28 protein-coding genes are annotated in these 23,358 nt (G+C 67.9%); 1 reads left to right on the plus strand and 27 read right to left on the minus strand.

The genetic code is table 11. From position 1 onward, the window contains the following. Window positions 1-74 precede the first annotated feature (74 nt). The 26 genes from AAHG09_RS07165 to AAHG09_RS07290 all read right to left on the minus strand — a co-directional run bounded on the left by AAHG09_RS07165 (window position 75) and on the right by AAHG09_RS07290 (window position 22,557). A complete protein-coding gene (locus AAHG09_RS07165) occupies window positions 75-2,570 on the minus strand; it encodes a hypothetical protein (RefSeq protein ID WP_342106291.1) in 2,496 nt (831 codons plus the stop codon). 139 nt (window positions 2,571-2,709) lie between these two features. Continuing rightward, window positions 2,710-3,099, minus strand: a complete 390-nt coding sequence (locus tag AAHG09_RS07170) for a phage tail assembly protein (RefSeq protein ID WP_342106292.1) — start codon at window positions 3,097-3,099, stop codon at window positions 2,710-2,712. Then, a complete protein-coding gene (locus AAHG09_RS07175; protein WP_342106294.1) occupies window positions 3,099-3,458 on the minus strand; it encodes a phage tail tube protein in 360 nt (119 codons plus the stop codon). The genes AAHG09_RS07170 and AAHG09_RS07175 overlap by 1 nt, the downstream gene beginning before the upstream one ends. Before the next feature lie 54 nt (window positions 3,459-3,512). Then, window positions 3,513-5,027: a phage tail sheath subtilisin-like domain-containing protein gene (locus tag AAHG09_RS07180; RefSeq protein ID WP_342106296.1), complete on the minus strand. Its 1,515-nt coding sequence runs from the start codon at window positions 5,025-5,027 to the stop codon at window positions 3,513-3,515. Between the two features lie 3 nt (window positions 5,028-5,030). Continuing rightward, entirely contained in the window at window positions 5,031-5,276 is a 246-nt protein-coding gene (locus AAHG09_RS07185; protein WP_342106297.1) for a hypothetical protein, read from the minus strand. Beyond that, on the minus strand, window positions 5,273-5,836 hold the full coding sequence (locus AAHG09_RS07190; RefSeq protein WP_342106298.1) for a hypothetical protein: 564 nt from the start codon (window positions 5,834-5,836) through the stop codon (window positions 5,273-5,275). The genes AAHG09_RS07185 and AAHG09_RS07190 overlap by 4 nt, the downstream gene beginning before the upstream one ends. Then, window positions 5,833-6,207 carry a head-tail joining protein gene (locus tag AAHG09_RS07195; protein ID WP_342106300.1) on the minus strand — a complete coding sequence of 125 codons (375 nt, stop codon included), beginning with the start codon at window positions 6,205-6,207 and terminating at the stop codon, window positions 5,833-5,835. The genes AAHG09_RS07190 and AAHG09_RS07195 overlap by 4 nt, the downstream gene beginning before the upstream one ends. A gap of 4 nt (window positions 6,208-6,211) precedes the next feature. Further along, on the minus strand, window positions 6,212-6,547 hold the full coding sequence (locus AAHG09_RS07200) for a DUF2190 family protein (RefSeq protein WP_342106302.1): 336 nt from the start codon (window positions 6,545-6,547) through the stop codon (window positions 6,212-6,214). 75 nt (window positions 6,548-6,622) lie between these two features. Next, the gene (locus AAHG09_RS07205) at window positions 6,623-8,758 is read right to left on the minus strand and encodes a ClpP-like prohead protease/major capsid protein fusion protein (RefSeq protein ID WP_342106304.1); all 2,136 of its coding nucleotides are present in this window, start codon (window positions 8,756-8,758) and stop codon (window positions 6,623-6,625) included. Window positions 8,759-8,785: 27 nt separating this feature from the next. After that, window positions 8,786-10,339: a phage portal protein gene (locus AAHG09_RS07210; RefSeq protein ID WP_342106307.1), complete on the minus strand. Its 1,554-nt coding sequence runs from the start codon at window positions 10,337-10,339 to the stop codon at window positions 8,786-8,788. Continuing rightward, complete coding sequence (locus tag AAHG09_RS07215; RefSeq protein WP_342106308.1) at window positions 10,339-10,581, minus strand: phage head-tail joining protein; 243 nt, start codon at window positions 10,579-10,581, stop codon at window positions 10,339-10,341. Before AAHG09_RS07215 ends, AAHG09_RS07210 begins: the two co-directional genes overlap by 1 nt. Before the next feature lie 197 nt (window positions 10,582-10,778). Then, a complete protein-coding gene (locus tag AAHG09_RS07220; RefSeq protein WP_342106311.1) occupies window positions 10,779-11,288 on the minus strand; it encodes a hypothetical protein in 510 nt (169 codons plus the stop codon). A 14-nt stretch (window positions 11,289-11,302) separates the two neighbouring features. Further along, the gene (locus AAHG09_RS07225) at window positions 11,303-13,432 is read right to left on the minus strand and encodes a phage terminase large subunit family protein (protein ID WP_342106312.1); all 2,130 of its coding nucleotides are present in this window, start codon (window positions 13,430-13,432) and stop codon (window positions 11,303-11,305) included. Next, entirely contained in the window at window positions 13,401-13,853 is a 453-nt protein-coding gene (locus AAHG09_RS07230; protein WP_342106314.1) for a hypothetical protein, read from the minus strand. The genes AAHG09_RS07225 and AAHG09_RS07230 overlap by 32 nt, the downstream gene beginning before the upstream one ends. Window positions 13,854-14,055: 202 nt before the next feature. Further along, window positions 14,056-14,661, minus strand: a complete 606-nt coding sequence (locus tag AAHG09_RS07235; protein WP_342106315.1) for a hypothetical protein — start codon at window positions 14,659-14,661, stop codon at window positions 14,056-14,058. 413 nt (window positions 14,662-15,074) lie between these two features. Continuing rightward, window positions 15,075-15,950: a transcription termination/antitermination protein NusG gene (locus tag AAHG09_RS31895; RefSeq protein WP_412760001.1), complete on the minus strand. Its 876-nt coding sequence runs from the start codon at window positions 15,948-15,950 to the stop codon at window positions 15,075-15,077. A gap of 190 nt (window positions 15,951-16,140) precedes the next feature. Further along, window positions 16,141-17,103, minus strand: coding sequence for a hypothetical protein (locus tag AAHG09_RS07245; protein WP_342106316.1), 963 nt, complete (start codon window positions 17,101-17,103; stop codon window positions 16,141-16,143). Next, complete coding sequence (locus tag AAHG09_RS07250; protein WP_342106317.1) at window positions 17,103-18,554, minus strand: replicative DNA helicase; 1,452 nt, start codon at window positions 18,552-18,554, stop codon at window positions 17,103-17,105. Before AAHG09_RS07250 ends, AAHG09_RS07245 begins: the two co-directional genes overlap by 1 nt. Further along, window positions 18,551-18,787 (minus strand): hypothetical protein, encoded by a 237-nt coding sequence (locus AAHG09_RS07255; protein WP_342106319.1) that lies wholly within the window; start codon window positions 18,785-18,787, stop codon window positions 18,551-18,553. The genes AAHG09_RS07250 and AAHG09_RS07255 overlap by 4 nt, the downstream gene beginning before the upstream one ends. Window positions 18,788-18,791: 4 nt before the next feature. Beyond that, the gene (locus tag AAHG09_RS07260) at window positions 18,792-20,057 is read right to left on the minus strand and encodes a DNA-methyltransferase (RefSeq protein ID WP_342106320.1); all 1,266 of its coding nucleotides are present in this window, start codon (window positions 20,055-20,057) and stop codon (window positions 18,792-18,794) included. Beyond that, a complete protein-coding gene (locus AAHG09_RS07265; RefSeq protein ID WP_342106321.1) occupies window positions 20,054-20,569 on the minus strand; it encodes a hypothetical protein in 516 nt (171 codons plus the stop codon). The genes AAHG09_RS07260 and AAHG09_RS07265 overlap by 4 nt, the downstream gene beginning before the upstream one ends. 3 nt (window positions 20,570-20,572) lie before the next feature. Continuing rightward, window positions 20,573-20,983, minus strand: coding sequence for a hypothetical protein (locus AAHG09_RS07270; RefSeq protein WP_342106322.1), 411 nt, complete (start codon window positions 20,981-20,983; stop codon window positions 20,573-20,575). A 79-nt stretch (window positions 20,984-21,062) separates the two neighbouring features. Further along, entirely contained in the window at window positions 21,063-21,503 is a 441-nt protein-coding gene (locus tag AAHG09_RS07275; protein ID WP_342106323.1) for a Ros/MucR family transcriptional regulator, read from the minus strand. Window positions 21,504-21,549: 46 nt separating this feature from the next. Continuing rightward, window positions 21,550-21,762, minus strand: coding sequence for a hypothetical protein (locus AAHG09_RS07280; protein WP_342106324.1), 213 nt, complete (start codon window positions 21,760-21,762; stop codon window positions 21,550-21,552). Next, window positions 21,759-22,220, minus strand: coding sequence for a hypothetical protein (locus tag AAHG09_RS07285; RefSeq protein WP_342106325.1), 462 nt, complete (start codon window positions 22,218-22,220; stop codon window positions 21,759-21,761). The genes AAHG09_RS07280 and AAHG09_RS07285 overlap by 4 nt, the downstream gene beginning before the upstream one ends. Before the next feature lie 208 nt (window positions 22,221-22,428). Beyond that, window positions 22,429-22,557, minus strand: a complete 129-nt coding sequence (locus AAHG09_RS07290; protein ID WP_342106327.1) for a hypothetical protein — start codon at window positions 22,555-22,557, stop codon at window positions 22,429-22,431. Between the two features lie 15 nt (window positions 22,558-22,572). Between AAHG09_RS07290 and AAHG09_RS07295 the strand changes: the two genes are divergently transcribed. Next, on the plus strand, window positions 22,573-23,019 hold the full coding sequence (locus AAHG09_RS07295) for a hypothetical protein (protein ID WP_342106328.1): 447 nt from the start codon (window positions 22,573-22,575) through the stop codon (window positions 23,017-23,019). A 102-nt stretch (window positions 23,020-23,121) separates the two neighbouring features. Here the strand turns inward: AAHG09_RS07295 and AAHG09_RS07300 are convergent, their stop codons facing one another. Further along, complete coding sequence (locus AAHG09_RS07300; protein WP_342106329.1) at window positions 23,122-23,358, minus strand: helix-turn-helix transcriptional regulator; 237 nt, start codon at window positions 23,356-23,358, stop codon at window positions 23,122-23,124.

Consider the following 23,358-nt stretch of genomic DNA (forward strand, 5'->3'; position numbering starts at 1 on the left):
ATGAAAGCGGAAACTGGCACATACGTCTGTTATAAAGACGGCTGTGTCAGGTCGACTGCTTATCAGGAGAACGACTAAAGGTCGTCGCTCGACCGCATCTGCCGCCCGGTCATCTGTTTCACTTCGCCAAACATGCTGCCTTTGGCCACGACCGACGCCCTCGTGTTCGGGCCCGGGTTGTGAATCCGAACATCCATGAGCGCACGCTCTGCAGTCTGAGTAGCACCAACGGCGCCCGCACGAAGCGAGTTTTGCAGGGCGCTACGCGCAGCCGGCCGAAGTTCTAGAGATTTTGCGCGATCGTCTTCGGCCTCTTGTCGCGCACGGTAGGTTGCCTGGAACGCGTTACCATCTGCGCGGGCGTCTAAGCTTCGGCGCGGGCCTTCCGCGTATGGAGCATACGGTCCATTCGGGGCGCCGGGGACATATCCATATCTGTTCCCCGCGACACTCGGCCCGATCCGAGACGTCCGAGCCCAAGTTCTGTTTCTGCCTTCGCCACGGTAATAGCTTTCGGCTCGGTAGCTGTTCGAGCCTTGAGTGTTATCGGGGACGCCACCTGAGGCAACGGCTCGGATGCGCTCGCGGATGAATTCGCTCTCTGCTTCTGATGCTCGTCGATAACCCGCGTATTGGCCCCGCGCACGTGAAACTTCTAATAGATTTGCGCTTGGCCCCCAGCTTCGCGTTCCAACGCGGTTGAGCATATTACTGATAACGACGTCGACGCCACCAGAATTTCGAGTGCTAACTTCGCCCGCGATCGTGTTGATTACACGTTGGTCGAGATCGGCGCCTCTGACATCATACCGCGGTCTATACGTACCTTCGGCCTCGGGCGGAGCGGCGTTGAAACGACCGCTGTCACCAGTTGCGCGAAGCTGCCGGCCGACCTGCCCCGCGGGACTGTCCGGCCCAGGCACCGCCGGCCCGCGCGCACGACCGCCGCCGGACGGGCCGCCGTACAGGTCCAGGCCGCTGTCGCCCGCATCGGCGCCGCCGCCATACCCGCCGCCACCTGGCGCGTAGATGCCGCCGCCGCTGCGGAGCATCTGTCGGACAGCAGGCAACCCACTGCCGCCACCGTAGCTTGCCTTCTGAATCAGGCCGCCAAGACCGCCGCCGGTGGCGTCGAACGACTGCTGCTGCACCGTCGCGCCACCCTCGCGGATGCGCTTCAGCTCGTCGGTGAGCCGTGTCATCTCGCGGCGCAGATCGTCGGCCGTCTGCCGCGACCGCTCGCTGTCCGTGCCGCCCTTCTGCATCAGCCCGAATTGGTCGAGCTTGCCTCGGATCTCAGCCTGCCGCGCCTCAATTTCCGCGACGCGCGGCGCCTTGGAGCGCAGGTTCTGGTGCTCCCGCAGCTGGTCCGCACTCAGGTCCTGCCCGCGCATCTGCGCGTCGAGCTGCTCATCCAACGACGTCGAGGCGTCCGGGCGCGGATAGAATTTGTTCACGAGGCGCCCGACCGTTCCACCGCCGCCGGTGGACTCGCGCAGCGCGCCCGGCACGTCGCCCGCCCGCAGCAAGCGCATTGCCTCGACGATGGTGTGCAGGTCGCGCGCAAGCGTCCCGGCGAGCGCCGTCGTCTCCCGGAAAAACGCCAGCGAATCCTTCCCGGCCTGGGCCCAATCGATCTTTGCCAGTTCGGATTTGATGTCCTGTATCGTCGAGACGATGCCGCTCTGCACGCCGTTGCGCTGGTCGTCCATGAAGCCCTTGAGGGCCGTGGCAGCCGCAGTCAGGCTCGGCGTCAGCTCACGGGCCACCGCGTTGTACAACTTGCCCATCGTGCCCTGAAGGGCGTCCATGGCCCGGGCGTAGGCCTCGGCGTCCTTGATGTCCTGATCGGTCACCACGCCGTTGTTCCGGCGGAACCGAGCAATCTGGTCATCTAGGGATCCGAGGCGGCCATCCGCCAGCCGGGCCGCGTCGCCGAGCTTCAGGATGTTCTCTGCGTAGATCCGGCGCTCGACCGGATCCTTGATCCCCTCCAGGCCCTTCAACGCCTTCATGTATGCGTCGCCGGCATCCTTCGAGCGCATGATGTCGTTGGCGAGGCCGTTGAAGTAGGCCCGGCCGGACTCGTCACGGCCCTGCCGCCGCAGGAACTCCATCAGCGGACCAAAGCCACGATGCGCGAGGCGCGCCTCCTCTGCGAACTTTTGGAGAGCCTGACCGGACGTGCCGGCGTCCACGCCGACGGCGTTGAGTACGCCCTGCACCTCGCGCAAAGTCGAGGCCGCGATCCCGGTATCTCGGCTGAGCGTGCCGAGTTCCTTGGCGGAGCCACCGAAATTGCGCAACGCCGCACCGATGCCAGCGATCGTGGCACCGAGGGTCAGGCCGGTGATGCCGACGGTGGCCAGGGCCGGGGAGAGCACGCTCGTCGCGGTGCTCGCCGCACCCTTCATGCCGGACTCGAGGCGCCCCATGCCACGGGTGATCGTCTCGGTGTGCTCCTTGCCCTCGCGCGCGACGCCGCGGAGCATCTCGCGGATGCCCTTGAGGGGGCCGGTCGACTTGTCGACCACCTCCGCGACCATGCGGAGCGCTTCATCCTGGCTCACGCGTCGCTCTCTAGGTCATCGTACATGGCGTTCGTCTCGGCGATGAGCTTCGCGATAGCGTGCTCAGGTAGGTCCAGAAGCCAGGGAACCGGGAGGCCGCCGCTCTCGTGCACGTGGCTCAGTTCGAGGCACGTGCGGACTAGATCGACCCCACCGGTGGGAGAAAAAAACGGGTCACCGCCCAGAACAGGCCAGTGAGGTCTTCGGAAGTCATCTTGCCCAGCACCGCCGGGGTGACGCTCGACAGACGGAAGATCATCAGCGGCATCTTCTCGATGTCGTGCGTGATCTGCGCTCGGCCTGGGTCGAAGAGGACTGGGTTGCCGACCTGAAGGATATCCATGCCGGTCGGACGGCGGCAGACGATCTCCGTCACCTCCGCGATGCCCTTCGGACCGGGCGCTTGCACCGGCTGACGAAGGCGATAGCGCACGCCGCCGTCCGGCATGTCTACGCCCTGATCATCAATCTGCTGCGGCGCCGGCTGCTCGACGGGTGTTGGCTGCGGCGCGTCCGTGAAGCCGTCCATCAGAACTCGCTCCCGGAAATGCCTTCGAACCGCACCCGGGTCATGCCCTGCTCGGCGTTCAGTTCGAAAGCCGATTTCGTCCAAGCACCGAAGAGCGTGTGGGTGCGGCCGGTCGCAAGTTTGGCCACCACCGTCGCATCGGTAATTGCCTCCAGCTGCGCGATGGTGGTGTCGTTGCCCAGCGATACGTCGCACTCGATGAACGGCACGCGCGGCTTCTCCTCGTACCCATGCACGCGGTCGAGCCCGGCGATGCCGTTACGCTCGAACGCTGAAGTGCTCACGTTGAGATTGCCGCGGAGCGCCAGCTGCACGCCGTCCGCCGTGATGTACGCCGTGCCGGCGATGCGCTTGCCCATGGTCTAGGCCTCCGAAATGAGATCGGCCGCGAGGGCCCGGTGAGAACCCGCGCGTCAGGCGCGGCCGTACTGGAGCCGGAACTGGGCCAGCACGGCGAGCGTGCGCAGGCCGTTGGCGATGTCCGGCGGGTAGACGACGTTGAGCCGGGTCGGGATGTTCTGATCCCGCGTCACCGAGAGGTTATTCTTGAAGTCCTCGTAGTCCTCGGCGAGGCCATCGAACTCGGCCGACTTGTATTCGGCCAGGATCTCGGACTTCACGATCGAGGGCGTGACGATCGCCAACCCGGCCGCGAAGGCCGTGTCGTCGTCCGCCAGCTGGTGCCGGCCGAACTTCGAGGTGATCGCCGACTTCATGCGCCGGAACAGCCGAGCGTTGGTGAAGAGGGTCGTGACCAACTCGAACGCGTCGTCGGACTGGCCGTACTGGTTCACCTGATAGGTGGTCTGCTCGCGCTGAATCATCATGTCGCCTGACGGGGCGACGGTCTGAATGGCGAGGCCGGCCGTGGCCATGGCCTGCCGCTGGCTCAGGTTGAACCGACCCTGCCGCTGCGCCGGCATGATGCCGGTCAGCTCGAGCGTCTGGAGCGGCCGCGCCGGAGCGTTGAGCAGAGCGTCGGATGCGAGCGCGGCATAGGCCGCCGTGATCTCCCAGATCGGCGCCTGAGCGGCCGGCTCGACCGACAGGATCGAGACGTTGGGCGAGTTCCGCGTCGGCCCGAACGTCATCAGGTTCGCGTAGGTATCACGGCGCGCCGAGAAGATGCCGCCGTAGAGCTGCCGGGCCCAGCCCCAGCGGCCGCTGGCCGTGAAGCCGTATTCGATCTCCCAGAGGGCGAGCGTGACGGAATCGGTGAAGGGCAGCGCGACGTAGTCGTACTCGTCGTCGCCGAGCGCGGGGATCGCCGCGGTCATGTCGGGCGAGCCGGTCCCGCCGGACATCGCGGTGTAGGCCAGCACGAGGCCGGCCGGCAGCACCTCGCCGCCGATGGAGCCGTAGAAGCAGTCCAGCAGCTGTATGTCGTTACCAGTCAGGCCCTTCCAATCGCAAATCAGATTGACCTTCGCCGTGTTGGTGCCGTCGACCTCGGCCGAGACCGGCAGCATCGGCAGCGCGTTGATCGCGGCGGCGATCTTGGTCGCGAGCTGCGCGGCCGTGTCCGAGCCGGTGGCCAGCACGCTGACGACCTGACCGGCGATGTAGAACGGGATCGTGCCCGCCGAGGTCGGGGCCTTCGTGACTTCGATCGCGCCCGTGGCGGCGACGCCAGCTGCCGGATCCGCGACGGCCATCATCCAGAGCTCGTGATACGGCGCGACGCGGAAGTGCACGATCGCCATGCGGTGCAACATCGAGCCGAAGCCGAAAAGCGCCGCCGCGTTCTCGGGCGAGCCGACGGCGATGGGCACGTTCTTCTGCGCGAGGCCGGTGGCCAGCATCTGCCCGACCTGCAGCACGGGCTCGCGCTGCGTCGACAGGCCGGCCTGGCTGCCGTCGACGGTCAGCCAGAACAGCGGCGGCTTCCAGTTCGCCGGAATATCGGAGAGAGCGCCGTTCACGGGCATGGATCAGGCCTCCTGGGCTTTGCCCGGGGCGGGCGAGGTGGCGGGAGCGGCGCGACGGCGCGCGGCGGTGTCCTGCGCGGCGGCGTCCGTATCGTCCTGGTCCGTCCGGCGGATCACGCCGTCGAGGATGAGGCGAAGGGTGTACTGATCGGCAATCCAGTCGGCGCCGCCCTCAGCCGGCATCGCACCCTCGATCGGGTGCGGGGGCACCACGGTCTTTTTGGAGACCGGCTCCACATGGAACTTCATGGCGTCGTCTCCTGAGGGACGGGGATGATGATCTCGGGCTCGGGTGCGCCGGGGTGGCCTGGGCGATTCAGCGTGACCGCCATGTCGAGGAAGCGGTCCGGCACGAACGGCGGGAAGTCGACGCGCAGGCGGAACGTCATCTCAAGCCGGAGCTCGGCGAAGAACGTCTCGCCATCTTGCGGATAGATCCGACGACGCGTGATGCCGGTCACGGCCTCGAACAGCGCGTCGGGCCCCTTGCGGGTGAAGCTAGGATCGCAGAGCAACCGTTCTTCGATCGCGTCGACAGCAGCATCGTTCTGGCCGTCCAGAACGATGGCAGTCGCGAAGCCGCGCATGTCCGAGATGCCGATGGTGATCTCGGTCACGAAGTGCGGCTCGGATGCGCCGGCGTCGCCATCGGGCGTCAGCCGTTCGCCCATAATGAACACGGACAGCCGGGGCAGATCGGTCGGCTGCAGCTGTGGCAGCGGCACGCGGCGCGGCAAGGCCTTGTAGCCCGGCAGGTCGGAGAGGCGCTGGATGATCGCCTCGCGGATGTCGAACGCGGCCGTGGTCAAGGGCCGACCACCTTCAGCGACAGCGACGTGCCGCCCTGGCCGTCGTCGTCGGTGTCCTCGATCTCGCAGACGCCGATGCGCGGCAGGCTGCCGGCGGCCGGGATCTCAACGAGGTCGCCCGGCGCGGGCGGGATCGTGAAGTCGCTCGCCTGGATGCCGAGGGTGTGCGCCTGCGAGGACATGATGCCCTCTTCGGTCGGCACGTCGATCGGCCGGCTCGCCCACACGCCCCGGGAGGCGTAGGGCTGGCCGGCCGGGACGATCACGCCGCCCTCACGTCGCGCGGGCTGGGAGGCCTGCGGCGTGATGATGATCGGCCGTGCGAAGATGTCGATGCACGGCGCGAGCGTCAGGGCGGCGAAGTCGATCACGGCGTCAGGCGGCGCGCGGGATCAGTCGCACGCGGCCGACAGCCGACGGGTTGGCCGAGGGCTCCGACGCATAGCCCAGCAGAGTCGTGCTGGTGTTCGAAGTCGTGGCGTTGCCCGCGACCGGGTCCCAGTAAATTGCCTGACCGATGGTCCAAGCCTGGGCCGAGACCTTAGGCAACTCGAACACGCCGCTCGTCTTCACGGCCACATTGATGCCGGCCGCGACCGTGGTGGTCGCGATGCCGATCAACAGGCCGATGATGACCGGCAGACCGCTCACAGCGCCACCAGCCGGCGCCGGCGCCGTGATTGTGTCGCCTGCCTCGATGTAGTTCTTCATGACAAAGCCCTCTGCCGATCGGACGCGGCCGCGGCGCTCAGGAGTTCAGGACGGGATGAGGGGGAGTGCGCGGGCTTAGTTGCCCACGCCGCCGTTCTTGTAGAGACCGCGCCAGTGCAGGGCCTTCACGCCGGCATCGATGCGGACCTTGTACTCGACCCCGTCGACGCTCCAGCCCTGCTTCTCGTCCATGAAGGGCTCCTCGACGCCGTCGAGGTAGTCCACTTCGATCGTGTCGGTGACGGCCGGGTCCGCCGCCAGGAACCACGGGCCGGCGCTGATGCGGCCGTCCCAGATCGGTGTGGCGGCGTTCTGGACGTAGTTCGGCTGAAGGCCGGCATCTGAGGTCAGGTACTCGGCCTTGAGCACCGTAGTCGTGATGTCGAACAGCTCCGGCGAGGTCAGGATGAACTTCGGCCGGATGCCGACGCCTGTGCCGATCCCGGCATCGTCCTTCTGCCGCGCCATCGCGGAACGCGCTGCACCGATGGCTGATGCCGACGGCAGGCCGCCCGCAGCCGCGAGGTTGCCGTGACCTGCCGAGAACAGCGGGGCGCCGTCCTGCATCGCCGGATTGGTGTTCAGGATCGCGTAGACGAGGTTGCCGATGGTGCGCTTGGCGGCCCGGCCCATCTTCAGCGGGATCTGGTTGAAGTAGTGCAGGTCGTCGTTGATGATCGCCTGCCGGGTGATGGCGAACAGCTTGCCGTAGGTGGCGAGCACCACCATCGTGCCGTTGTCGGTCACGGTCCCATACTTGTACTCGGCGCCCTCCTCGACCTTGTCGAGCGACGGGAACAGGCCGCTGTCGACACGGTAGGCAGGCCGGAAGTCCGTGAGGACACCCTTGCCGGTCCACTGCTCGAATGTCTCCTCGACCTCGGTGTAGCCCTTCATCATCGCCTTGTAGGCGACGTTCTGAAGGATCGACGGGAAGTCCGAGGTCGAATTGTAGCCCGGGCCCTCGGACCGGACTGTGAAGGCGCGGCCGACCATGGTCATGCGGTCGAGGTTGCCGGTCTTCTGATTGCGGATGTGCAGCGAGGACCGGGCGAGCTCAGACAGGGTCAGCCCGTAGAACTCGTTGCTGCGGTCCGGCCTCGTCAGCCCCGCACGCATCATCAGGCCCTGGGTGGCGCCTTCGGCCCAGCGCTCCTCGGCGTCCTTCTCGACGGAGATGTGGCCGCGCATCTCGACCGAGGTACCGAAGCCCTCCTCCTTGGAACGGGCCTCCGACCACTTGTCGAGGATCGTGGTCCGTGCGTCGCTCAGCTGCACGCCCTGCGCGATCAGCATGTCGGCGAGATCGGTCCCGAGGCGGGCGGACCGAACGGCCTGATGGATGCCCTGGACGCGTTCGCGCTCTTCCTGGGCGGCCTGCAGGCGCATCGCGACGCTCTCGCCGGGGGTCGGTACGTGCGGCGGGGTTGCACCGGGCGCCGGGGTCGCCGGCGGCGTGGCGGGGGCGGACTGATGGGCGGGCGCGGCGGACGCGTGACCGCCGGTGGCACCGCTCGCGGCGGACTGCGTCATGGGAGGTTCTTTCGATTGAGCGGCGGGAGCCGCGGGAGTGGCGGCGGGGGCCGCCTGAGCCGGGGCTTCCGCCCGGACGCTCGGCTTGGCGAGCAGCAGCTTCGCCATGGATTCGGGGTTGAGCTTCGCGCAGGCGGCGACGCGCATCTCCGGGGCGAGCGCGGTGGCGAAGCCGTTGTCGATGGCGTCACTAGCCGACATGTACGTCTCGGCCGCCATCATGGCCGAGATGGTCTCTGCATCCTGACCGGTCCGGGCGACGTACAGATCGATGACGATCTGCTTCTGCCGGTCGCACTCGTCGGCGGAAGCGCGCAGCTCGTCGGAGGTACCGATCGCCATGCCCCACGGATCGTGGATCATCACGGAGGCGCTCTCGGCGATGAGCCGCGTATCGCCCGCGAGCATCACCACGCTGGCGGCCGAGGCCGCGATGCCGTCGACCTGGGTAACCACGGGCTTCCCGCAGCCGCGGAGCGCATTGTAGATGGCGAGACCTTCGATGCAGGACCCGCCCGGCGAGTTGATCCGCACCTTGACCTGCGGCGCAGCGGACAGCTGCACGAGGCTGTCGATGACGTCGATCGCCCGAATGCCCTCGCCGGACATGTCGTTGGGGTTGATGACGCCATAGAGGATCAGCTCGCCATTGCTGACGAGCGAGCGAGTTCCGTCCATCGGGTAAGCCTTCGATGCGGGAGGGACTCAGCCCTCGTCGGCCTGCTTGTCGGCCTGGTTGCGCGCGCGGGCGCCTGATGGCGGCGTGCCATCCGCCTTCTGCGAAACACCGCGACCGGACACGGCACGGGGGTCGGAATCGTAGATCAGCCCCAGAGCGTCGGCGCGTCTGTTGTCCTCGGCGATCTCGTTGTCGAGGGCGATCGGGTCGAGACCGCGCTTGCGTACCTCTTCGGATCGAGACGAGAGGCCGTTACGGATGGCGTCCTTGGACGCCTCGTTCTCCATCTGGACGTCGATCAGGATCCGCTCGGGCGGCGTCCACTGCAGGCTGAACGGTTCGGTCGACCCGGTCACGGCTGCAACGGCATCCTGCGTCCAGATCTCGATCGGTCCCAGCATCTGCGGGACCAGCATGTTCCACCTCCAGGAGTCGACGTTGCGGTCGTACTCGAGGTGGCCGAGGCGGCCGCCGCTGTAGGTGGCCTGCGAGAGGTCGCCGGTCAGGGCCTCGTAGGTGACGCCGAGGCCGGCGGCCACCTCGTGATAGGTGACGTTCGTGTAGGGTCCGAAATCCTGCACCGCGGGCGGGTTCGGGAAGACGATCGACTCGCCTTCCCGCAGGTACTGGATCATCCCGGGCTCAAGGCCCTCGATGTTGATGCCCGACGGCGTGACTGGAAGCAACTGGCCCTGATCGTCAAAGGACGGGCCACTGCCGTCGGCGGTGGTAACGAAGCCGCCGAAGCATGCGGCGATCTTCTGCCGGAGCAATTGCGCGTCGGTGTAGTCGGCCAGATCCTTCATGCGGACGATGACGGGCGCGAACCACGTCACTCCACGGACCTGCCCCGGCCGGTCGACGCGGTAGATATGCGCCACGAAGTCGGCGGAGACGCGCTGGCCGCGATATCCCGGCGTCATGCCCATGCTGAGCGAGCCGGGGTGGACCGGGAAAATGTAGTAGGCGACGCGCTTGCCGCGCAGATCAAACTCGACGCCCTGAATCGCGTAATTGCCGTTGGGCAGCGGCCCGTCGACGCTGCTGTCCAGAAAATCCGCCTCCAGCACCTGGAACTGCAGCGGCAGCGCATAGCCGTCGGAGGACCGCCGAACTCGACGGCGGATCAATACCTCGCCGCTCTCGACGATGGCGCCCATCGCGAGATTCTGCAGCCCGTAGATGTTGTGCCGCCCGTCCGCGTCGCAGTCGGTGCTCTCGAAGTGCTTATTGACCAGCGCAGCAACCCGCTTTTTGCGGGCGTCGGTGGTGGCCATAACGGTCGGCGTGATGCCGGCGCCGACCGTGTTCGCCTGAATCGTCGCCACGCCCCGGGTCGCGATCGCGTTGTTGCGCCGGAGATCACGGGCCACGGCACGCAGTCGCGTGTTCGCGAAGCGTGTCTCGACGTTTGCGTCGGTGAACGGCGCCCGCCAGCCCTGTGTCCGCCGGGAGTAAGACGCACCTTCGTATAGCGACCGGACATGAGCGGAGCGCGCGATCTGCGCACGCGTCTGCTCGCGCCGAAGCGCAGCTGCGGGCGAGACCGCAGCGATGGCACGCTCGACCCAACGCGGCATCAGTACGCGCCGCCGCCAGGATAGAAGCCGCTGCTGTAGGCCGTGACTGTGCGCCGAACCCGACCGCCCGTCTGACCGAGCTGCACCATTAGATCGTCGCGGATCTTGTACAGCTCTTCCAGCGAGCGGAACTCCGTGCTCTTCCCCTCGTAGGAAGCGCGGGTGACGCCGGAGGCGATCTGCGCGGTGACTTGAGCAAGTTGCTGCTGCAACCGAGCTTGCGTGACGATGTCGAGCGGCATGATCACCTGCCCTTGCGCGGATCGTCTGCGGACGTGCGATCGCGCCGCCAGTCTGGCGTGGCGTAGCGCCCGGCGTAGTCCTGAGGCGCGGCAACCGGTCCGCGCCGCTCTGCGCCCTCGTTGGCCGAAACTGGCGCGGGGGGTGCCGGCGGTATGCCGATCGGGAGCGGCGGAATCACGGGCGCGGGCATGAGGGGCTACTTGGTGACCGAGCCGCTGACGGCGCCGGTGCCGCCCGCCGGGGCGCCGGCGGACGCCGCAGCCGCGCTCGGGGCCACGCGGCTGGCGGGCGCGGAGCGCATCACACCGGCATCCTTCATCGCGGCCGCATAGTCGAACTCGGCATCGCTGCGTCCGGCGTCGTGGGTCGGGCGCGAGTTCAGCGGCAGTTCGGTGGCGGCTTCGACCGAGCCGGCGAGCATCGGGTTGACCGTCATGACGATCTCGCCCTCGGCCGGCTTGGCGGTCACAGCGGTCGTGCCGCCCATCACGTCACCGGCCTTCGCCACGAGGTCGCCCGAGACGAGCGCGGCCTGCACCTCAGCGTCGGAAACGGACTCGATCGGCAGGACGAGGTTCGTCCCGCTGCGGTCGTTTGGGCAACCTGGGTAGCTCCAAACTGAGCCGCGCTTCACGAGTACGCCGTTCCCCTCCTCCAGAAGCGATTCGATGGTCGGAGCCGAGGAGGTCGAGGAGGTCTTGGCCATGGCTTGTAGTCTCCCTACCGAAGCCAGCCAGACTGCCGGCCGAGATACGAGCTGCCGCGATGCTGGGGCGCACGCGGAGCGGCTTGTGGAGGCGCGGCCGCGGGCGGCGGCGGTGCGTATGAAGATGGCGGCGTGGCTGGCGTCTGCGGTGTAGGCGTTTCCGCAGGCGCGCCGACCCCGTATTCCAAGCCGCGCTCGATCCGCTGCGACAGCGCCTTCCGGACCGCGAGGCAGCCGACGAAGGTGTCGAGCGCCTCGTTGCGCTTGCCCTTGGGCGTGATCCAGACCACCACCTGCTGGCCGAGCCGACGGCGCACCTCGCGCCGCTCCGCGGTCAGCTGCTCGAAGTAGTCTGGCCCGAAGCTCTCGTGCATCGGGAAGTGGATCAGGCCCGGGTGCGGCTTCGGCGCCGACCCGTCCTCTGGGTGGGCGAGCGGCTCGATCTTCAGCCGGGCGTAGATCGCGTCCTTCGCGGCATCCACTCCCATCAGCCAGATCTTGTCGTTGGCCTTCGAGCGTGACGAGCGCAACGGCCAGATTGGGTACTTCCCGCCCCGGCCGATCGTGGCGAACACGCGCTGGCCGCGGCGGCGGCGGCAGTAGGCCACCGCCTGGGCTGCGTGATTAAGGCCACCGACATCGACCCCGAACGCCGCGATGCGGAGCTTCCGGCCCTCGGCGGTCGTGAACACCCGGGCCCGGAGCGCATCGAGCTCACGCCACGCCTGCGGCTCGGCCGGGTCGAGGTTGATCACCTCGTAGAGGAAGGGCCACGCCTCCTCGTCCTGACCCCAGCCGACGAGCTGCATCTCCAGGCGATCGCCCTGCACGTCGCAGAATCCGGTGACGATGCGGACCGCATCCGGCAGATCGTCCGGTCCGTAGGGCTCCGCCCGGTTGATCAGGCCCGAGCCGTCCATGCCCTCGCCGGCCTGGTGCTCCCAGGTTTCGGCGAGGCCGGTGTTCGTCCACTTCCGCAAGGCCTCCGGATCGCGCCGGGCCTGAATGAACTCGCGCACCACGTCGGCGAGGCGGTGACGGGCCGACAGCAGCTTCGAGACGTGGAAGCCGGCATGGCCGTCGAAGGTCGAGCGCTGGCCGCAGTGCTCGCAGACCGACCGGCCCTCGTCGTCCCAGAGACCCGGCGTCTGCTCCTCGCCGCAGCAGGTGAACCGCGCAGTCTGCCGCCAGCCGTAGTCGGACCGATGCTCCAGCGCGCGCAACGCCTCGCGCCTCTCGGTCTCAGTCCAGGGCTCACCGCACGACGTGCAGGTGATCACCGCAGTCTCGGCCTTGTGGTAGACCACCTCGGCGTTCGGCGGCGGGTCGTAGGTCTCGGTGCCGTCTTCTAGCACCTTCAGCCAGCGCACCTGCGACCACGCCAGGGTCTGCTCGTGCTCGCAGTGCAGGCAGGCGACGAAGCACTGCCGCCGGTCGCTTTTCTCGTACTCGCCGGTGATCCGGCAGGCGTCCTTCACCGTCGGCGAGCAGACCCGCACGAACTTGTGCCGGCGCACGTCTTTGTAGGTCGAGGCCCGCTCCTCGGCGAGCAGGAGAGGATCGCCCTCCTTGCCCGCGCTCGGCGGGTACTTGTTGATCTCGTCGCAGAGCACGACGCGCTTCGGACGGGACGCGAGATCGGTCGGCGATTCCGAGCCGACGAAGTCGAGCGAGCCGCCCGGGTAATCCTTGTGCGTGATCGTGTTCTCGGAGCCGCGGGCCTTCGGCGCCTTGATCAGCTCCCGCAGCACCGGCGTCTCGGCGACGGTCGGCTGAAATCGCTCCTTCGAGAACGCCTCGGCCGCTTTCTGCGACGGCTGCACGAACAGGATCGGTGAGGGGTCGAGGTGGATGAAGTAGAAGGCCGTGTTCATCAGGAGCTCGGACTTGAGCACCTGCGTCGCGGCCACCACCGTGACGATGAACGTGTCGCGCTGCGTGACGGCGAGCATCGGGCCCATCGCCGCCGGCTGCACCGCAGTCCGCCATTGCCCGGGCTGGGCCGAGTTCTTGCTGGACACACGCCGATAGGTGTCGGCCCATTCGATCAGGCTGAGGCGCGGCGGCGGCTTGAAGACGAGGAATGCGCGGGCGATGCGCGCCCGCAGTTGCTCAGCTCCGTTCAGGTTCGTCGCCTCGGGCATGCAACTCTTCCAGGGCGTCGCGGATCTCGGCCTCGACCCGCGCGACCTGGTCCGATGTCAGGTCACCGCCGAACTTGCCCGGCAGCGCGAGGAGCCGCGTGCGGACCACGCCGAACGCCTGCTCGATCTGGGCGCCGATCTCCTCGATGCGGACCATCTCACCGCGCTCGACGGACAGATTGAACTCAGCGAGTTCGCGCTGCGCCCGATCTTTCAGCGCTCGTTCCTGGCCGGGGTCGAGCGCACCGGGCTTGTTGCGACCAGCCGCCTGCTCTCGGAGGTGCCGGATGTAGATCGTGCGCGTCGCGTCGAGCTCGTATTCGCCCCGCGCCGCTCGTGGAATCACGCCCTCGTCGACCAGTTCGCGGAAGCGCCGCTCACTCAGATCCAGATGCAGCGCCGTCTGCGCGATCGTCGACATGGCGGCGGAAGCCCCTATGCGGATTTAATCGCTGGAAAAGGCCTCAGCCTCGCGCGTTACCTCCGGGGTGGTGCCCCTCCGGAAGGACCCAAGACTCTGAGCACCCTCCTTTGGCTTGCGTGAGGCGGTGGCAGCCCTCATCGAAGCCGCCCGTGCCTACCCAGCATCCAACGGCCGCGGCCGTCCTGGACCATCCTGAGAGCTATCGCTTCCTCGAAGCCATCGCCGCCCTGATCCGCCCCGGGAACGCTCGCGTCACCTCGCGCCGCATCACCATGTCGAAGTCAGCGTGGAAGGGGACGACGCCCTTGATCGGGGCGCTCGGCTTCAGCGTGTAGAGCAGCTTCAGCTTCCGGTTCTTCTTGCCGCCGGTGACCTGGTAGATCACGTCGCCCTTGCGGAACGTGTTGGGCGCTGTGCCAGGCCGCAGGCTCTTCGGGATGCCGCGACCTGAACGACGCGCCAGCACCTTGCGATCCGGGATAGCGATCTTCGCCTTGGCCGGCCGCTTGGTGCCGCCGGTCTCGTGCAGCTTCAGGTGCGCCCGATTGCCGGCTCGCGTGCCCTCGTTGGTCACCGCACCGACCAGCTTGCCCTTGCTGGCTCGCTCCACCTTCAGAGCGTTGCGTATGAAGTTGCTGTCTCGGACCGTGACGTGGGCCGGCCATGTGTGGGCGATCAGGTGATCCCGGGCGGCGAACAAGCCATCGTTCATGGCCTGGCTTAGTGCGAACGGGATCTGATCCTGTAGCGCGCCGACACTGGAGGCCGCACGCTCGAAGTCGGCCATGTCGAAGCTGACGGGCATCGCGGCTCAGCGTTTTGGCGGAAGGCAGAGTCGTAGCAAAGAGGGGTTTTAAAACTTCCCTCCGGGCCGCCTGCTCATCCTTCGACCCGACTGTGCGGGGAGTACAAGGGGCGGTCGTCCGGCACCGCGTGGTGCGGGACGCATAGATTCAGACCCGATTCGATGAGTCAACGCGGGGCTGTGGATAGCTCAGCGTCTGCGGCGAGAGGCGCCGCCGTTCGATGGGCGGCGCTTGCCGCGCCTCGGCCTGCCCAATATCGCGCGCAGCGCACCGCCAGGACCGTAGGCGCGCCGTACCCGCATGTCCTTCCACCGCGGCCCAGGCTTCGGCTTGTCGAGCCGCTTCAGCCGACGCTCCCATCGCTGATCGCAGATGCGGTCGACCGTCTCGCTGGGCCATGCGGGATCCATCGTCATGCGACCCGCTCGAACTGCTGCCGCTCCAGCTCGACGGGCGTGGCCCGGCCGAAGATGCTGACCGCGACCTTGTAGCGGGCACGGGCCGCATCGATCTCCTCGACCGAACCGCCGAAGCTGGCGAACGGGCCGTCGACCACGCGCACGGTCTCGCCGATCTCGATCTGGTCCGCGTCGTCCACGGTCGGCGCCGCCCCGATCAGCACCTCGGCGAAATCGCGCATCTCCCGATCGGGTATGACGGCAGGCAGGATGACGGGCGCCTTGCGAGGTTGGCCAGCCTCATCGAGGGTGGACTCGCACCGCGCCACACGCTCGACGTCCCAGGCGAACTCGCGGTCGTGCCGCAGGCTCGGCATGGTGCCGTAGACGCGACGCTCCATCAGCCAAGGATGCTCGGCGGCGAGTTGCTCAAGCTGATCCCGATCCTTCAGGCCGACGAACACGGTGTGCTCGAACAGCGCCACTCGAATCCGCCGGATGCGGCCCGATGCCAGCCGCTGCTCGATCTCGTCGCGTGGCCGGAAGTGCGGGATCCCGGCCCTGGTCAGCTTCTCGCACAGCTCGCCGGTCCGGCCGACGCAGGCCTCGACCATCGCCCACTGCTTGCCCTCGGGCAGATCGTGCTCGGCCCGGCGGGCTGCGATGCGCTCGGCCTCACGCTCCAGCTGCTCTCGGAGGTGGCGCTCGCGCGGGCTCTCCTTCGGTTTGGCCTGCTCCTCGGCTGCCGGCTCGACCGTCGGCTCCTCGGCGCATTCTGCGGCCTCCAGCACCTCGCCCCGCCGCATGAATGCCTTGTGCGCCCGATCGCGTTGCAGCTTGCGCCGCAGCCGCTGCTTCCTGGTCATCCGCCGTCCGACGGTACGCGTCACGCCCTGCCTCCAGACGATCCCCGGCCGGCCCGGTCCGGCTCCCCACCTCCCCCCTCTGCGGGGGAGGGTGCCTCGTGCGGCCGCTTCGCCGCCAGCTGCGCGGCCAGGGCCCTGGCTGCCTCGCGGTGCCGGCGGTCCCACAGCAGGACCGAGCCGGACGGCGGGGTGCGGCGGGGTGCGGGGCGGGCCATCACGCGGCCTCGAGCAGCAGCCGGGGCGGGATGCGGCATCCAGGCTGGCCGGGCGGCGGGCCCAGCACGGCCTCCGACCATGCGCCGGCGTCCGCACGGAATCGCTCGATCCACTTTCGCAGCGTTGGCTCAGGCCAGCGACCGGAGACGCCGAGGTCGATCATCTCCTCCGGCGGCGTCGGGGCGTCGGGCACCGCGGCGAGACCACGAGCGACGCGACCCTGGCGCTGCGCCGTCACCCGCTCCGCCACCCGGTCGGCGTAGACCGCCCATGTCCGGATCGGCACCCGAGACGACCGGGCGATGTCGAGCAGGGCCGGGATGATCTCGGCCTCCAGGTCCAGCCCGTCGGCCTCCAGCTTGGCGATCGGTCCGATGCGGAGGTCCTGCGGGCCGCCATCGAGGGCTGAACGCACCCGGGCCTCGACCCGGTCGAAGTTGGCCCGGGTGTTCCAGCCTTCGGCGCGGCTCGGCCCCGCCGCCTCGGTGGTCGCACCGGCTGCCGGCTTGGCCTGGTTCAGCGTCGGACGCGCGGGGTGAGATGCGGCGGCGGGGGTTTTATCTCCCTTCCTATCCACTCCATTCCCCTCCCTTCCTACGCCGATCGTTCGACGACCGTTCGGCGAATTGGGATCTGGCGGATCGGGGATTTGCGACTTCTGCGGCCTGTCGATCTTCTGGTGGTGCCAACCGGTGACGGCCAAAAACTCTTTGCCATCAACATCATAGAGACGAAGCAGGCCATTCGACGACAGTTCGTCGATCATTCGACGAATGTCTTCGGCCAAAATGTCGTCCGACGGAAACAGCTGAGCCTTGATGCGCTTCGGCGACAGCGGCATCCGGCCGGCGTCGTCGCAGAAATTCCAGAGCCCGATGAACAGGAGGCGAGCGTTCGTCGAACACTCCATCACCTGCTCGGATGTCCAGAACTCGGGTTTTATTGAGCGGATCCGGGCCATCAGAAGCCCCCTCGTGCGGTCTGTGCGATTGCGGAATGGGCCACGTCGCACCACAGGTTCAGGCTGCAGGGCGGGCCCGATCGGTTCTTGCCGAGGATCAGTTCGAGACGGTGCTGGACCTGCATCAGGCGGTCGGCGAGCTCCGGGGTAGCCGCCGCCTTCATCTTGCGCTCGACGTAGACGGCCTCGCGGAAGAGCAGCAGGACCGCATCGGCGTCCTGCTCCAGCTCGCCGGAATCGCGCAGGTCGGCCGGGGTCGGGCGCCGGTCCTCGCGCTCCTGCTTCTCGACGCCCCGGTTCAGCTGGGCGAGCAGGACGATGCAGATGTCCTCGGCCTTGGCGAGCTGCTTCAGCGATCCGGAGATCTCGCCGATCTCCAGCACGCGCTGGCCCTGATACCGGTCCGAGACCTTGATGAATTTCAGGTAGTCGACGAACACGACGCCGAGGCGGACCCCCAGCCGTTCGAGTCGCCGCTTCTCGGCCTTCACGCCGAAGGCGATCTGAGCGACCGTGACGCCCGGCTCGCATTCGAGCCGCAGATGCAGCTTCTCGAAGCTCGACGCGGCCTGCTCCAGACGCCAGGCCTCCTCGTCGTCGATCTCGACGCCGGCCATGATCTTGCCGAACGTCAGCGGGCGGTTGTGGACGTAGGAGAGATCCGAGAGGTAGCGGGCGATCTGCTGATCCCGGGTCACCTCGCACTGGTAGACCAGGACGCCGGCCGATCTCGCCGCGAGGCGGGACAGCGTCGTCATCGCCACCGTCTTGCCCATGCCGGGCCGGCCCGCCAGGAGCCACAGCTGGCCCCGCTGAAAGCCGCCGTTCGTGACGCGGTCGAGCTCGTGCAGCCCGGTCGAGATTGCGGTCGATTCCATCTTGCCTGCCCTCAGCTGGTGAATGCGGTCGAGCATCCAGCGGCCGGCCTCCGGCGCGGTCTGGCCGGCCAGGTGCGCCTGCGGGACGACGGCGCGGACATCGAGAAGCGCCTGCTCGGTCTCTTCGATGATGGACTGGGCCCCGCCCGGACCGGCCGTGCGGACCGCCTCGGTGAGCCGCTCGGCTACGGTGAGCAGCGCCCGCTTCGAGGCCAGATCGCGCACGATCGCGGCGTAGCCGGCGGCGTCCAGGCCGACCGTGTCGGCGGCGCAGTCCGCGAGGTAGGTCAGCGCCGGCTGGTCACCGATCTGCGGTCGCTGCAGATAGCCCTTCACCGCGATGGGCGTCGGTGGGCATCCGGCGGCCACCAGCGCCTCGATGCAGGAGAACACCTCCTGGTGATCCGCGAAGTGGAAATGCTCGGGCCGGACGATCTGCCCGACCACCGGCACGACCTCCGGCCGCATCATCGCTATCCCGAGCAGCGATCGCTCGACGTCCACGCTGTGCGGCAGGGCGGCCTGATCGGCGACCGGCCGGAAGGCCACGACGTTCTCGTTGTCCCAGCTCATGCTGCGCGCCTCCGCATCCGGACCGGAAGCATGTCCTCCGGCAACATCACCGCGCCTTGGCGTAGGCGGGGCGGGATCTCGGCGCCGTCCTCGTAGAAGCCGCGACCCTCAATCGGCTGCTGGACGCCCGGCACGGTGTGGCAGATCAGGTCGTAGCGCTCGGCCGCGGCCAGGACCTGCTCCCGGGTCCCGCGGTAGAGCACTTGCTGGTGGTGGACGATGGCCCATCGCATGGCGCTACTCCGCTGCCATCGGGATGGAGGCTGGGGCGCCGACGATCTCGGCTGCCGCACCGATCCGCCGCGCAGACATCGCCGCGTATTCGGGATTGAGCTCGATCAGCGTGGCGTCGAGGCCGAGGCCGGCCGCCACCAAGCCGACCGTGCCAGCGCCGCCGAACGGATCCAGCACGCGACCAGCCACCGGCTCGGAAAACCGGCACAGTCCCTCGCACCGCGGGTGAGGAAGCGCGGCGCCGCAGAGGCCGCAGGTCTGCGCCGGAACGCCGGCCCTGATGCAGCGCTCGGCCAGCGCCGGCGGAAACGTCGCGAAGTGCGCCTCCCGGTAAGCTCGAGGAGCGATCGTCCAGACGTTCCGGGCGTTGCGGGTCGAGAGCGGCGACAAACTCAACTCGGCGAGCGCCGCATCCATGCTCGCGTTGTTCTTCGTGCCGCTGCCCGACTGGGCGAGCTTGCGCGAGACCGGAACGCGGTCGACGTTCTGCCGGCTGTTCGGCCCGGGCCGCTTCACGCGGTCCCGACCGCGGTCCGGCTGATCCGGGTCGAGGCGGTCGAGGCGACCCCACCCCACGCCCGTGTCGGTACCGCGGGCCGCCGCGCGGACATGGGCGCCGCCGGTCACCGGCTCACGGATAGCCTCGTGGTTGTAGAAGTAGTCCTCGCTCTTGGTGAGGAGCCACATCTTCTCGTGTGCGGACGTCGGCCGATCGTAGACCGATTCCGGCATGGGGTTCGGCTTGTGCCAGATGATCTCTGAGCGGACCCACCAGCCATCGTCCTGCATGGCGATCGCCAGCCGGTTCGGGATCATGCAAAGGTCCTTCGGCTTCAGGAAGCCGCCAGCCACCACACGCCCAGATGGCGGAAGCGCAGACCGCGTCCGGAAGACATCTCCGCGCTGGCCACGCCCGGCCGAATGGCCCTGCTCAAGGATCGGCCCGACCGTCGAGAACGGCTTGTCCCGAAAGGTGCGATCGTCACCAACGACGTCGGCGGCCGCGCGCCCATTCGGGGCCGCGGCGTAGCAATCGCCATAGTTCAGCCAGAGAGTGCCGCGCGGCTTCAGCACGCGCCGGACCTCGCGGAACACGTCGACCATCACCGCGATGTGCTCGCCTAGCGTCCGCTCGAGCCCGATCTGGCCGTCCACGCCATAGTCGCGGAGGCCCCAGTAGGGCGGGCTGGTCACGACGCAGTCGAAGAAGGCGTCCGGCATGGCACGGAGCTGCTCGCGGACATCGCCGATGTGGATACGCACGCTCATGCCGCTCGGCCTCCGAGCGTGCCGAGGGCGAACCGCTTTCCGTGCTGCGGCGCCTTCTCGTGGACAGTGCAGGCCCACAGGCCAAGGGCGTCGGCCGCGTTGTCGTCCTTCGGATTCCAGCCGTGACCCCGGGCCGCCGCCATCATGGCGGCCTTGTCGGCGCGGCCGCTGCCGGCGAAGAACTTCTTGACGCTCTGCAAATGGTGCTCGGCGCAGCGCACCTGGCGCAGATTGCAGACGAACTCGGTGTGCCATGCGAGCCCCCCGAGCTTGCGAGCTGTCGTGAGGGTGGTCTGTCCGGCCAGGATTGGCGCCTCGAACACGATCAGCGCCGGGTTCTCCAGCGTGATCATGTCGAGGAGCCATTCGTTGTAGGCGGCGGCGAACCGGCCGATATCCTCGCCCGTCGACGGCAAGACCTTCGTGCCGTACCGGGGCTCCCCGTCGGGCGAGCCGACGGCCCAGCCGGTCTTGGTGGCGAGGTCGAGGGCGAGGATCTTCGGCAGCGCCATGGCTCAGTGCGCCAGCTGCGTGATGCCGCCCTTCAGGCGCGTCGTATTCTCGGCGGCCTGATCGTCAGCAGCGGCCTTGCCAGCCTGGGCGGCGCGGCGCGTCGCCTCGTCGCCGCCTTCCTCGAACAGGTCCGGCGCCGAGTTGAGATCAAGCTTCACGCGGTAGTCGTCGAACGCGCGGAGGTAGTCGGCCCGGGCGGCGTCCTCCATGCGCGAGAGCTTGCGGCAGTCGTTGAAGGCCCGGCGGTGCACGCCGTGGACGTCCTCGGCCTTCTTCACGGCGGCGCCGAGCTCGCCCCGGGCCTCGTCCATGGTCGTCTTGTGCCCGTTGCACAGCGCGATGAGGCTTTTCAGCACGCTCGCGGCCACACCGGTCTGCTTCTTCGCCTTCGTGTCCTTCAGCTTCTTGGCCATCGTACGCTCCACTCACCCGGACGCGCCCCGGGCCGGCGCCCAGCCCGAGGATCCGGGCCAGGGTCAGGTCGGGGTCGGTTCAGGCGACGGCGGCGAGCGGCGCGCGGCCGCCGAGACCGGAAGCCTTCGCCAGGGCGGAGCGCTGCTCGGCGTAGCTCGCGGCCACCATTGGGTAGTCCGCCGGCAGGCCGAAGCGCTCGCGGTAGCTGCGCGGGTCCAGCCCATGGCTGGTCAGGTGGCGCTTCAGGGTCTTGTAGGGCTTGCCGTCGATGAAGCTGATCAGCGCGTCGGGCGTGATCGACTTGCGTATCTGGGCGGCGGTCGGCTGCTCATCGGCGCTGGCCTGTTCCGGCTCGGCGGTCCGGCCCAAGCCGGCGATCGCGGCGTGCACCGAGGCGATCAGCCCAGGCAGATCGGCCGGCGGCACGTGGTGCGTCCGGACGTAATTCGCGACGACGTTCACGGTGTAGTCGATCGCCGTGTCGATGCCGGGCGTCAGGTCGTAGGTCTCGTCGGGCATGGTGCTCTCCTGGGAATAGAGCGGTGGGGAAGGAGTGGTGGCGGCGTCAGGGCCGGCGGTCCCGCGTGTCACTGCGCGGATCGTGGTCGCGGTCCCAGAGGCGCGGGTCCCATTCGCGGGCCCGCTCCATGCAGAGACGCGAGAGGCGCAGCACTGGCCGGGCGCCGGTCGTCAGCAGATCGGCGCCCCAGAGCAGCCCATCGGCGGTGCTCTGAAGCGCGTGCGCGACGGCGCGAAGGACGGCAGCGGCGGCGATCATCGGCCGGCCCGCAGCTCAGCGATCTCGCGCTGCTTCTCTTCGACTTGGCGCTCCAGACGCGCCTGCCGGCACATCAGCGCCGCTTCGCGGAGGGACGCCGGCGAGGCGTCCGGATTCACGAACACGAACAGCTCGGGCCCGTAGACCTCGATCAGGCGGTGGTAGGCGTTGCCGGCCGGCGACGAAGCGCCCTCCAGCCACTTCGACACCGTGCGCGACGAGATCCGAGTTTCGGCCTCGACGCAGGCCGCAGTCTTCTGCGGATGGATCGATCGCAGAAATCCCGCGATCCTCGCGCCGAAGATCTGGGGTTCGAGAACCCCAATCTTTCGCACGACGGACTCAGACGTTCGCATGCTCTTCCCCGATGCTGTGTGCATCGGGGGTGAGCCGGTCAGGCCAAGCGACATGGAGGTAGCAGCCGACATCAGCAGGCCCCATGAAGGGGCGAGCAGCATCCAACCGAGAGGATCAGCAGATGCAGGGGGATGCGGTACGCAGAACAACAATCCGCATTTACAGGCGCGCGCACGTCTTCGACTTGGCGGAAGAGCGACGTGTGCGTGCGAAAGGCGACCCCGCGGCGGGTCACAGCGATGCTACCGCGGGGCGCTCCAGCCCCGGCGAAACGCCGGTCACCGGGGCGAGCTGAACAAGAAGGGGCGCTCATACGAGCACCCATGCGAGGCCGGTGACGAGCGCCGTGCCGATGAGCAGGAAGAAGCCACGGCCGCCAAGCGCGATGGCGATCAGCACAGCCGCGGAACTGACGAACGGAGCGGCGAGGATGCTCATGCGGCGATCCTCGAAATGGCGACGCACGACACACGGCGCGCGGCCGCCGTGGTCGAGCGCGCTACATCGGAGGTGCGAACCGAACCGATGGAGCTGAAATTGCTGCAGTGGATGAAGAGGTTATTTCGTGATCCTGAGCGCGAAGCATTGATCCAACTGGCAAAAGCGGAAATAGCCCGGTCGGTAACGGAGCGCGCGTTCGCTTTCGCACTATTGAAAGGCCTGGTGGATCGCGAGACGTTTCTGCCGGACGACGCGGCATCGATCTGCCGATTCGTCGCAGATACAGTCCGAGACAACCCTGTACTCAAGCAAGATGCCGACGCAGTAGCGAAAGAGTGGGATCGTATGGCGCTCATCTTCGAGCCCCGCGAACCAGGGCCGCCACCGCCGGGCTACGAGATGCCTCCACCGCTCGATCAACCGATCGGTCCCATTCGGCCTTCAAGGAGGTACGACTGATCGGATGCCCTTCGCGTCGATCGCGACCCCGCAACATCCGCGCATCAATCCGCTGGTCCAGCCATCGAGATGGCGCGCGGAGGATGGCGAGGAGGGCGCGCATCAGGCGGCCTCGATCTCAGCTGGCGCGCGACGCGCGGCGCGCTCTTGAGCGGTGATCACGTGATCAATGGCAGTGACCTCACCACCGGAGATGCGCTGGATCTCCGCCGCGACCTCGATCGAGGGCATGGCGTCGCCGTTCTTCACGCGCGTGATAAAAGATGGGTCGCGCCCCAGCGCTCTCGCCAGGGCGACTACCGTCATGCCTTCGCGCTTGAGCCAATCTGCGAGCGTCAT

The sequence above is a fragment of the Methylobacterium guangdongense genome (assembly GCF_038442355.1).
Lineage (GTDB): Bacteria > Pseudomonadota > Alphaproteobacteria > Rhizobiales > Beijerinckiaceae > Methylobacterium > Methylobacterium guangdongense.